The organism is Dialister sp. UBA1703, from assembly GCA_002320515.1.
In the GTDB taxonomy this organism is placed as follows: domain Bacteria; phylum Bacillota; class Negativicutes; order Veillonellales; family Dialisteraceae; genus Dialister.
Window position 1 is genome coordinate 1 of record DCJJ01000159.1, and the last position, 8293, is coordinate 8293.

11 protein-coding genes are annotated in these 8293 nt (G+C 52.1%); all 11 read left to right on the top strand.

Annotated elements, in window-relative coordinates:
* Window positions 1-149 precede the first annotated feature (149 nt).
* The 11 genes from B2Y11_RS07235 (at window position 150) to B2Y11_RS07285 (ending at window position 8202) form a co-directional block, all read left to right on the top strand.
* Window positions 150-860 (top strand): AzlC family ABC transporter permease, encoded by a 711-nt coding sequence (locus B2Y11_RS07235; protein ID WP_291057759.1) that lies wholly within the window; start codon window positions 150-152, stop codon window positions 858-860.
* A complete protein-coding gene (locus B2Y11_RS07240; RefSeq protein WP_291057761.1) occupies window positions 857-1192 on the top strand; it encodes a branched-chain amino acid transporter permease in 336 nt (111 codons plus the stop codon). The genes B2Y11_RS07235 and B2Y11_RS07240 overlap by 4 nt, the downstream gene beginning before the upstream one ends.
* A gap of 196 nt (window positions 1193-1388) precedes the next feature.
* Window positions 1389-1880 (top strand): YajQ family cyclic di-GMP-binding protein, encoded by a 492-nt coding sequence (locus B2Y11_RS07245; protein WP_291057764.1) that lies wholly within the window; start codon window positions 1389-1391, stop codon window positions 1878-1880.
* Window positions 1881-1896: 16 nt separating this feature from the next.
* Entirely contained in the window at window positions 1897-3012 is a 1116-nt protein-coding gene (gene cbiD, locus B2Y11_RS07250; protein WP_291057766.1) for a cobalt-precorrin-5B (C(1))-methyltransferase CbiD, read from the top strand.
* On the top strand, window positions 2997-3623 hold the full coding sequence (gene cbiE, locus B2Y11_RS07255) for a precorrin-6y C5,15-methyltransferase (decarboxylating) subunit CbiE (protein WP_291057768.1): 627 nt from the start codon (window positions 2997-2999) through the stop codon (window positions 3621-3623). The genes cbiD and cbiE overlap by 16 nt, the downstream gene beginning before the upstream one ends.
* 49 nt (window positions 3624-3672) lie before the next feature.
* Window positions 3673-4194: a precorrin-6Y C5,15-methyltransferase (decarboxylating) subunit CbiT gene (gene cbiT, locus B2Y11_RS07260; RefSeq protein ID WP_291057770.1), complete on the top strand. Its 522-nt coding sequence runs from the start codon at window positions 3673-3675 to the stop codon at window positions 4192-4194.
* An 11-nt stretch (window positions 4195-4205) separates the two neighbouring features.
* Window positions 4206-4982 (top strand): precorrin-4 C(11)-methyltransferase, encoded by a 777-nt coding sequence (gene cobM / locus B2Y11_RS07265; protein WP_291057772.1) that lies wholly within the window; start codon window positions 4206-4208, stop codon window positions 4980-4982.
* Window positions 4979-6073, top strand: a complete 1095-nt coding sequence (locus B2Y11_RS07270; protein WP_291057774.1) for a cobalt-precorrin 5A hydrolase — start codon at window positions 4979-4981, stop codon at window positions 6071-6073. Before cobM ends, B2Y11_RS07270 begins: the two co-directional genes overlap by 4 nt.
* The gene (cobJ, locus tag B2Y11_RS07275) at window positions 6070-6759 is read left to right on the top strand and encodes a precorrin-3B C(17)-methyltransferase (protein ID WP_291057776.1); all 690 of its coding nucleotides are present in this window, start codon (window positions 6070-6072) and stop codon (window positions 6757-6759) included. Before B2Y11_RS07270 ends, cobJ begins: the two co-directional genes overlap by 4 nt.
* Complete coding sequence (gene cobK, locus B2Y11_RS07280; protein ID WP_291057778.1) at window positions 6756-7574, top strand: precorrin-6A reductase; 819 nt, start codon at window positions 6756-6758, stop codon at window positions 7572-7574. The genes cobJ and cobK overlap by 4 nt, the downstream gene beginning before the upstream one ends.
* Window positions 7543-8202 carry a precorrin-8X methylmutase gene (locus tag B2Y11_RS07285; protein WP_291057780.1) on the top strand — a complete coding sequence of 220 codons (660 nt, stop codon included), beginning with the start codon at window positions 7543-7545 and terminating at the stop codon, window positions 8200-8202. The genes cobK and B2Y11_RS07285 overlap by 32 nt, the downstream gene beginning before the upstream one ends.
* Window positions 8203-8293: the final 91 nt, after the last annotated feature.

Genomic DNA, 8293 nt, shown 5'->3' on the forward strand with positions numbered 1-8293 from the left:
AAGCGGTGGGACAATAAGTGAGGGTGAGGGAACCCTTTGAACCTCAGCCACCGGAGGCGGCCCCTTGCAATCCCATTTCCTTTTCCATACAATAAGAGTACCTGTCTTAAGGAAGGGCCGATACTTTTTGATTTCGTTACGGAGGGTTTATGGATTCATCTTCACCGGCATGGAAGGCGCTGCATGAGGCTTTCCCCTGCACCATACCCATATTTGCAGGTTTCTGGTTTCTGGCTTTTGCCTATGGTTTTTATATGTATACCCTGGAATTTTCCTTTATCTATCCTACGCTGATGGCTATGATTATCTTTGGCGGTTCGCTGGAGTTCGTGACGGTGTCTATGCTGCTTTCTCCCTTTGCTCCCTGGCAGGCGCTGGTGGTGGCGCTGACGGTGCAGGCGCGCCATCTTTTCTACGGGCTTTCCATGCTGGAGAAATATAAAGGTACCGGATGGAAGAAGCCTTTCCTTATTTTCTGGATGTGTGATGAAACTTTTGCGCTGAATTATTCCTCCACCATTCCCTATGATGTGGACAGGGGATGGTATTATTTCTGGGTATCGTTTCTCAATTATTCCTACTGGGTATCCGGCGCCCTGCTGGGAGGGCTTCTGGGAACGGTGATTCAATTCAATGCCAAGGGCCTTTCATTTGTGATGACGTCCATGTTCCTTGTGATTTTTCTGGAGCAGTGGCTGAAGGAAGGAAAGCATTATACGGCTCTCATAGGTCTTGTCATTTCCCTGGGAGCTTTATGCCTTTTCGGCCGGGACTCCTTTATCATACCCGCCATGGCAGGTATGATGCTGGTGCTTACTATTTTTAGAAAGCCCCTGGAGAAGGCAGGTGGATTTTTATGAGTTCCATGCCTTTGTGGCAGCAGGCAGCCACTATTCTTCTCTGTGCCCTGGGAACCATGGTTACCCGGTTCCTGTCTTTTCTTATTTTCAAGCCGGGAAGCGGCCTTCCTTCCTATGTGAAATACCTGGGAAAAGCGCTGCCTTCTGCTGTGTTTGCACTGCTGGTGGTGTACTGCCTGAAGGATGTATCCCTCTTTTCCGGCAGCCACGGCATTCCGGAGGCGCTTTCCATGACGGTGACCACGGTGCTTCACCTGTGGAAAAGGCAGATGCTTCTTTCCATGGCCGGCGGCACGATCTGTTATATGATGCTGGTGCAGTATGTGTTTTAAAAAATTAAAATGATTTGATATGTCTGGCCTCCGATGATGCTCTTTCCGCATCAGGGGGCTGTTATTTTTCATTTTTTTATAAAAGTCCCTCTATTTTCCTGCGGTATATGGTAAAATGATATGGTGTAAGCAAATTCATTAAAAGGAATGGAAAATCACAGGTTTCTGTGGATTCCTGCCGGAGTAGGAGGACAGGATGGCAAAGGATTATTCTTTTGATGTGGTGTGCCGCACTGATTTACAGGAGGCGCAGAATGCAGTAAACCAGGCTGCCCGGGAAATCGGTACCCGTTATGATTTCAAAGGAAGCAAAAGCTCTGTATCCCTGGAAGAGGGACATATCACACTGATTGGTGATGATGATTTCAAGCTGAGACTGGTACGGGATATCCTGAACACAAAGCTGGTGAAGCGGGGGATTTCCCTTAAAAATATTAAAGACGGAAAGAAAGAGCCGGCAGCCGGCGGCACGGTACGCCAGGTGCTGGAGCTTCAGAACGGCATTTCTTCGGAAATGGCCAAGGATATTGTAAAAAGGGTGAAAGCGTCCAAAATCAAGGTGGCCGCTAAAATCAACGGTGATGAAGTGCGAATCAGCGGGAAAGACAAGGATGCGCTCCAGGAATGCATTGCCTTCCTGAAGCAGCAGGATCTTCCGGCGGATTTACAGTTTGTGAATTACAGATAGAAGAGATGAAGGGATTATGAAACCAGAGGAAATGATTGGCAAAGTGCTCCGCGAAGGTCATACTACCGGCGCTACGGCGGCGGGGGCCATGAAGGCGGCGGTGCTTGCCATGAGAGGAGAGTTTCCAAAAACGGTGACGGTCCTTTCCCCCCAGCGTCAGGAAATTGTGATTCCTGTGGAGTCGGCAGAAGGGGATGCGCATCAGGGAAGCGCTACCTGCCTGAAGGATGCGGGGGATGATCTGGACTGCACCAATGGCACCCCCATTGTGGTGACAGTGGAACTTAAAAGGGAGCCGGGCATGGAGCTTCGCGCCGGGAAGGGTGTGGGCATTGTGACCCGCCCGGGCCTGCAGGTGGCGGTGGGAAAGCCGGCTATCAATCCGGGGCCCCAGATTATGCTTCGGTATGTGTATGAAGAGTTTTTCCATAAAGACCAGGGAATCGTCGTGACAGTTTCTATTCCCAAGGGGGAGGAGCTGGCAAAGCAGACATTGAATCCTTCCATCGGCGTGAAGGGTGGGATTTCCGTCCTTGGCACCACGGGCATTGTAAAGCCTATGAGTGAAGATGCCTACAAACGGAGTCTGGCGCCCCAGGTGCCGGTGGTTTGGGCATCGGGATTCCGCACGGCAGTGCTGTGCCCCGGACGAATCGGAGAAAATGCGGCAAAGATTATGGGCATTCCTGAGGGAGCCATTATCGAAACGAGCAATTTCATCGGTTTCATGATGGAGCAGTGCATTGCCCGGGGTTTTGACAAGATGCTTATCATCGGCCATATGGGAAAACTGGTCAAGGTGGCCTCCGGCAGTTTCCATACCTATAACAGGAACAGTGACGGCCGTATGGAAACCATGGCAGCCTACGCCGCCATGAACGGCGCATCCCCATCGGTGGTAAAGGAAATCATGGAATGCAATACCACCGACGGGGCGGCCATCATTATTCACAGGGAACACCTGGATATGGTCTACGGCCAGATGGCGGAAAGGGCTCAGGTCCGCTCTGAGCGGTACATCTTCGGAAAATCGAAGGTGGGCATTATTTTTGCCGCCATGGACGGCACCATCCAGGCCATGAGCAGTCATGCAAAGGAGATTTTGAAGGAAAACAAATGGATCATACATTAATCATAGCAGGCATCGGTCCCGGGAACCGCGACTATATCCTGCCCAAGGCCCTGTCTGCCATTGAAAATGCCCGCTTCCTGGTGGGCGGCAAAAGGGCCCTCCATGACTTTGCAAAGGAAGGACAGGAAACCTATCCGGTTACCGGAAAGCTTTCCCTTCTGGCAGAATGGCTGGAGGAAAAGCTTGCCCTTGATGATGTGGTCGTCATGGTGAGCGGCGATCCCGGTTTCTACAGCCTCCTTCCATGGCTGAAGAAAAGGTTCCCTGAAAGTCCTCTGCAGGTGATTCCCGGGATTTCTTCGGTGCAGGCGGCGTTCTGCCTCATTAACGAACCCTGGCAGGGGGCTAAATGGCTTTCCTTCCATGGAAGGGTGCCTGAAGAAAGGGATACATCCTATGAAAAAGGGAAGAAGCTGGCTTTTCTGACGGATTATGAACATAATCCCGCCTACATTGCCGGTTATCTTATAAAGCAGGGGTGGCCGAAGGAAACGAAAGCCGCAGCCTGCGAGCATATTTCCTATGAGAACCAGCATATTTCGGAGTCCTCTCTGGAAGATATGGTATCTCTTGAAGGTTTTGGTGAATCAGTGATGGTGGTGATAGGGTAAGATGCAATTTGGTATTCGTGATGAGGAGTTTATTCGGGGAAAGGTACCGATGACGAAAGCAGAGATTCGTGCCATGGTCATAGTGAAGGCAGGAATCCGCCCGGAGGATCGGGTGGCTGACATCGGTGCAGGTACGGGATCCATTTCCATTGAAGCAGCCCTGGCGGCTTCGAAAGGGGAAGTGTATTCCATCGAAAGAAATCCGGAAGGCATTCGGCTCATTGAGGAAAACGCTGAAAAATTCGGATTGAAGAATATCCATACTATACAGGGGACGGCGCCAGAGGCCATGGACGGCCTGCCGCCTCTGGATGTCGTAATTATCGGCGGCTCCAGCGGTAATATGCATGCCATCCTTGACAGGGCGGAGGAGCTTCTGCCCAAGGGCGGGCGCATGGTGCTCACTGCTGTGACTGCCGAAACCACAGGCGAAGTGGTGCGGGAATTTCAAGGCCGCCCCTTTACCCTGGAAGGTTTCCAGATGCAGATTAACAGGCTCAGGAAATTGGGAAGGTATCATCTCTATGATCCCCTGAGCCCTGTATTCATATTTACTGCAGAAAAAATTTGAGGAGGTTTTTTATGGCAAAATTATATTTTATCGGTGCAGGCCCCGGAGATCCGGAGCTCATTACCCTGAAGGGAAAGAGACTGATCAGCGAAGCGGATGTCATTATTTACGCCGGCTCCCTGGTGAATCCGGAAATTCTGAAATACGGTAAAGAAGGAGCTGCCATTTATAACAGCGCCACCATGAATCTGGACGAAGTGCTTCAGGTGGAAATTGAAGCGCTGAAAGCGGGCAAAAAGGTGGCCCGGGTGCATACCGGGGATCCCGCCATTTACGGCGCCATCCAGGAGCAGATGGATGGACTCCGCGCTGCCGGCATTCCGGATGAAGACTTTGCAGTGGTGCCGGGGGTGAGCTCTTTCCTGGCTACCGCGGCTGCCCTGAAGCAGGAATATACACTGCCCGGGATTTCCCAGACTGTCATCATTACCCGTATGGAAGGAAGAACGCCGGTGCCGGAAAAGGAAAAACTTTCTCTTCTGGCTGCCCATCAGGCTACCATGTGTATTTTCCTTTCCGTCCATGCCATTGAAAAGGTGATGGCAACCCTGAAAGAAGGGGGCTATCCGGGAGACACACCGGTGGCCATCGTGGCAAGGGCTACCTGGCCGGACCAGAGGATTTTCCGTGGTACCATCGATACCATTGCCGACATTCTCCATAAAGCAGGTGTCGTGCGCCAGGCTATGATCGTAGTGGGCAAAGTACTTGATACGGACTATGATCTGTCCAAGCTGTATGACAGCAAATTCACCACCATGTTCCGCAAAGGAACTGATGAAAAATGAAGTACGCAGTGATTTCAGTCTCCAGGGAAGGAGCCGCTCTCGGCGCCCGGGTGAAAGCGGGGATTTCCGGAGAAGGAACGCTGTACGAAAGAAAGGGTTCGGAAAGCGGTGAGAAGGCGGAGTACTTCAACCGCACCCTGGCCCTCACGTCGGACATTTTCACGAAATATGAGGGTCTCCTCTTTATCATGGCCTCCGGCATTGCGGTGCGGGCTGTGGCTCCCCATGTGGTGAGCAAAGCTTCTGATCCTGCGGTGCTGGTGATGGACGAATGCGGAAAGCACTGCATTTCCCTTCTCTCCGGCCATCTGGGCGGCGCCAATGCCTGGGCAAGGGAAGTGGCAGCAGCGGTGGGGGCGGATCCCGTCATTACCACAGCCACCGATGTCCATGAACGAAGGGCCCCCGATGATGTGGCCCGGGAGCTCATGATGCGGGTGGAGCCTCTGGGGGCCTTAAAACCGGTGAACAGCTTTATTGCCGAAGGGAAAAGGGTGTGCTGGTTCCTCGATATGGAAACAGAGGGAGCGGTATCTATAGGAAAGCGGCTTTCTGAAAAAGGCATTTCCTTCCTGCCCCTGTCGGACCTTCCAAAGGAAGAGTTTGAAGGCTGCGTCATCATTTCGAATGAAAAAGTCCATGCGGACAAACCTTTTGTCAGGCTCATACCGAAGAATCTGTATGTGGGCATAGGCTGCAAACGGGGAACAGCGGAAGCGCTCATTGAAGACGCTTTCCAGAAAGCTCTTTTCCAGGCCCGGGCCTATGAATACCAGGTGGCGTCCCTGGCCAGTGTGGATGCCAAGGCCGATGAAAAAGGCCTTCTTGATTTTGCTTTGCACCATCATCTTCCCATTCATTTCTATAAGGCAGAGGAACTTAGGAAAGTGACGGAAGATTTTGGTTTACCGATTTCAAAATTTGTAGAAAACACGATAGGAGTGGGAAACGTATGTCAATCAGCAGCGTTAATGGAATCAATGAAGGGAAAAACGCTTCTGCCGAAAACGAAGTTTGCAAGTGCCACGGTGGCCATTGCCCTGGGATTATCCGGGTCATCGGCATTGGACCGGGTCACAAGGAGGAAATGACTCCCAAAGCTGTAAAGGCGCTGGAAGATTCTGATATTATCGTAGGCTACAACACCTACATCGCCCTGGTGAGAGAACTCATCGGGGATAAGGAAGTGGTAGGAAATGGCATGCGTCAGGAAGTGGACCGCTGCCAGAAAGCAGTAGACCTAGCTGTAGAAGGTCACAAGGTGGCTGTCATTTCCTCCGGCGATCCCGGCGTCTACGGCATGGCCGGCCTGGTGCTGGAACTGGTAGAGAAGGTTGACGGAGACAAGCGGCCCTCCTGTGAAATCATCCCCGGCCTTACCGCTGCCAATACGGCAGCTGCCGCTCTGGGAGCACCGCTTATGCATGACTATGCGGTTATCAGCCTGTCCGACCTCATGACTCCCTGGGATCTCATTAAGAAGAGAGCCCGTCTGGCAGCAGAAGGGGACTTCGTCATTGCCATTTACAATCCAAAGAGCCGCGGCCGTGCCACCTATCTGGATCAGATCCGTGACATTGTGCTGGAATACCGCAAACCGGAAACTCCGGTAGGCATCGTCCGCAAGGCAGGCCGTCCCGGCATGAGTACCAACGTTACCACTCTGGAAAAACTGCCGGAAGCGGATGTGGACATGCAGTCCACCGTCATCATCGGCAACAGCAACACCTATGTGGCTGACGGCATCATAATTACACCAAGGGGGTACAAGGTTTGATCTGGATTATTTCCGGTACCCAGGACGGCAGAGAAATCGGGGCGGAATTAGCTGACCGGGAAATGGCAAAGCCGAAAGAGAGCCGCCGGGACATCCTTATGACCGTGGTGAGCCAGTACGGTAAAGTGCTGGCTGCCCATGAGGGCCTTGACATTGAAGTGGGCCGTTTCAAGAAAGAAGACATGGTGCGGGTCATCCGTGAAAAGGGAGTCACCCTCATTCTGGATGCCAGCCATCCCTATGCAGCCATTGTGTCTGAAACAGCCCTTGCCGCTTCCAGGGAAACGGGCATTGACTATGTCCGTTACGAACGGGCGGAAATTCCCCTTCCCGATTATGACAAGCTCTATCATGCCAAAGATGAGTTCGAAGCGGCAAAACTGGCAGGCAGCCTGGGGAAAAGCATTCTCCTTACCACCGGTTCCAAAACCCTTCCAGTCTTCGTCCATGAACCCACCTTGCAGGATAAGACTATCTGGGCCAGAGTGCTTCCTGTGTCCAATGTGATTCGAATGTGTGAAGACCTGGGCATGAAGGCAAAGAATGTTCTGGCCATCCAGGGGCCTTTCTCCTATGAAATGAACCTGGCCATGATTCATGACTATCACTGCGATGTCATGGTGACTAAGAACAGCGGCCTCATCGGCGGCAGCGATACCAAATTGAAAGCTGCCATGGACAGCGGCATTTCCGTCATCGTCATCGACAAACCAAAAGCAGATTTGAAAGGCGTCCCGGTCTTTGATACACCGGCAGGCGTCCTTGCATATATGGAGGAACATTATGGATTTCATCAAAAACCCAAGAGCCATTGAAGAAAAGAGCATGGATCTTATTGATCCCTTTATCAGCGACATCGATCTCACTCCGGAAGAAGTGACCGTATACTCCCGCATGATTCACGCCTCCGGCGACGTGGACTATGGTCATCTCATCCGTACCAGCGAAGGCGCTGTAGAAGCAGGCATCAAAGCGCTGGCCGGCGGCTGCAATATTTACTGCGACGTAAACATGGTCAAAGCAGGCATCAACAAAAGAGCCCTTTCCGCCCTTGGGGGAGAAGTGTTCTGCCGCGTGGCGGATCCGGAAATCGCAAAGATTGCCAAAGAAAAGAACATTGCCCGTTCCATGGCTGCCATGAATTCCTTCGGCAAAGACCTGAACGGTTCCATCATCGCCGTAGGCAATGCGCCCACCGCTCTCTATGAAGCTATCCGCATGGTGGAAGAGGACGGTATCCGCCCTGCCCTCATCATCGGTATCCCCGTAGGCTTCGTAGGCGCTGCGGATTCCAAGGAACAGCTGGTAAGAAAGGCTCCCTGCCCCTACATCACAGTCAGAGGCACCAAAGGCGGCAGCTCCATCGTTGCTTCCTGCGTAAACGCTCTCATGTACAACCTGGTGAAGAGAGACAACATGCTCTACGTACAGGGGAAGAAATAAGATTAGTGGGCTGGTGAGGGAGTGAGCTAGGGAAGCGCTGATTAAATCGTTATCGGATTTCATTCTTGTATTTTTATTCAATGCAAGGAAT